The organism is Endozoicomonas sp. SESOKO1 (genome assembly GCF_024606265.1).
Classification (GTDB): Bacteria; Pseudomonadota; Gammaproteobacteria; order Pseudomonadales; family Endozoicomonadaceae; genus Endozoicomonas.
The window spans coordinates 1-1,922 of record NZ_JAHHPP010000237.1 but is presented as its reverse complement, the minus strand read 5'-3'; the positions used below and the strand labels follow the sequence as shown (position 1 = coordinate 1,922).

The following is a 1,922-nucleotide window of genomic DNA, read 5'->3' as shown; positions in this document are numbered from 1 at the left end:
GCCTAGGGGCGGAATCGAACCACCGACACGCGGATTTTCAATCCGCTGCTCTACCAACTGAGCTACCCAGGCGCTCTTCATACAACTACGAAGACGATGCGTATTAAACGGATTTCACTCCGTAGAGTCAAGTCATATATAAATTATCAACCCTGCAGTTGATCCCAAACTTCCTGATCCCGCTCAGCAGTCCAGATTCTCGGCCAGTCGATACCATCAAACTCATCCCAGAGGCGCTGAATGTCAAATGGCAGGCAGTGCTCAAAAATGGGCCAGCCGCCATAGCGGGGAGCCAGGCTTTTATGGCATGCGACAAAGGCTTCTTTTACCGTTCCCCTGTTTTTATAAACGGTCCCTGCCTGATCAATCATGGTCTTGAGGAAAGTGCGGCTTTGCTCAATGGCGGCATCAACCTGCTCCCGACCATACACGACAGTCCCCCGGCCACCGACCAGCGTCTCGGCACCGTAAGCCTTTATCTTATCCAGCGTGGTAGTGGACCAGTCAAAATGAAAAGCATCACCGGTATAGAGTGCTGCCTGTGCTTCAACCAGGTCACCAGTAAACAGAATTTTATCTTGAGGCAACCAGGCACAGATATCACCAGCCGTATGACCCCGTCCACAGTATTCAAGCACCAGGCTTCCCCGACGCCCACCCAGAGGGATTTCCAATCGATCGTTAAACACCATATCAGGATAAGTCAGTCCCGGAATTCCCCCGGGTTCCCTAAACAGCCTGGGCATTCGACGAAACTCACTTTCCCAGTCATCCATACCGCGCTCTTCGATCAGGAACCGGGTGTTTTCATGGGTGATAATCGTGTCGGCTGAGAAGGCAGATGCACCCAGTACACGAACCGCATGGTAGTGGGACAACACCAGATATTTAACAGGCTTCGTCGTATGCTTTCTGAGTTCATTTAACCAGTCAGACGCGGCCCTGGGGGTTGCCCGGGCCTCAAAAGCAATCAGGAAGTCTTCTGCCTCAATAGCCGCGACATTAGGGTCACCTTCGGCCGTAAAGGCATAAACACCGTCTGCAAGCACATCAAGTGTCTCTTTTCTGGGTTCCCAATCCCCTGATGAGGCAAACGCTTTATCAGTCACCGTATTCAGCCTTCGATTTTAAAATTGATTGTTTATTGATAGAGGGAATCCTCAAGTCAACTTTTTAAAAGTCACTATAGCCAAATAAACTCAGCCCCGGGTTTCAAAAAACTGCCCAACGATTGATCCCGGTTAATTTTCTGATGTCTGGAAAACTGATTTTCCCCATGATCCGTGATATATACCGACTCGTACAAATAAAAAAGTTTTAAACCCTGATGCCATCAGGTTTAAAAAACATAAAAGTACGATGAGGTAACCCCATGTCTGAGAAATCGTTTGGTTCTGCAAAGCTAGGACCCACCCGGCGTCGGTTTTTACAACTGGCCGCTGCTTCTGCGCTTATTCCCATGCTTTATATTCCCAGTCGTCAGGCCCGGGCTGATGCACTCCCGGCCCTGGATGAGTCAAACCCTACTGCCATGGGACTCGCCTACAAGAAAACACAGGAAGCCGCCAAATCCATAGATGGCTATCAGGAAGGGCGAAAGTGTGAAAATTGTGCGCTCTATACCCCTGAAAACCAGGGTTGCAGGCTATTCCCGGCAAACTCCGTAGCACCGGAAGGGTGGTGTAAGGCCTGGGTGCCAAAACCTGCATGACGGGTTGATTAATATCAATAAAATGTCGTTTATTTGTCAGCGTCGCTATACAAACACCACCAACAAAAAGAGAATGGCGCCGCTTTTTTCACAGATATTTTTTCACAGATAAGTTGTTGGAAATTAAGACGTGACGACATTTCATGCAAAGCAGGCAGCCCTTGCTGTCGCTGTTTCTTCTGCCCTGTTATTGGCCGGATGTGGTGGGGAT

Annotated in this window: 3 protein-coding genes and 1 tRNA gene; 1 reads left to right on the top strand and 3 read right to left on the bottom strand. The window is 49.3% G+C overall.

Going from position 1 to position 1,922, the window contains the following annotated elements; genetic code table 11:
* Positions 1–72, bottom strand: a tRNA-Phe gene (locus KDK13_RS10565).
* Positions 73–146: 74 nt separating this feature from the next.
* The gene (locus KDK13_RS10560) at positions 147–1,109 is read right to left on the bottom strand and encodes an MBL fold metallo-hydrolase (protein ID WP_257284939.1); all 963 of its coding nucleotides are present in this window, start codon (positions 1,107–1,109) and stop codon (positions 147–149) included.
* A gap of 263 nt (positions 1,110–1,372) precedes the next feature.
* Between KDK13_RS10560 and KDK13_RS10555 the strand changes: the two genes are divergently transcribed.
* Positions 1,373–1,711, top strand: a complete 339-nt coding sequence (locus KDK13_RS10555; RefSeq protein WP_257284938.1) for a high-potential iron-sulfur protein — start codon at positions 1,373–1,375, stop codon at positions 1,709–1,711.
* A 29-nt stretch (positions 1,712–1,740) separates the two neighbouring features.
* Here the strand turns inward: KDK13_RS10555 and KDK13_RS10550 are convergent.
* Positions 1,741–1,922: hypothetical protein (locus tag KDK13_RS10550; protein WP_257284937.1), on the bottom strand; the 182-nt coding region annotated here is incomplete at its 5' end.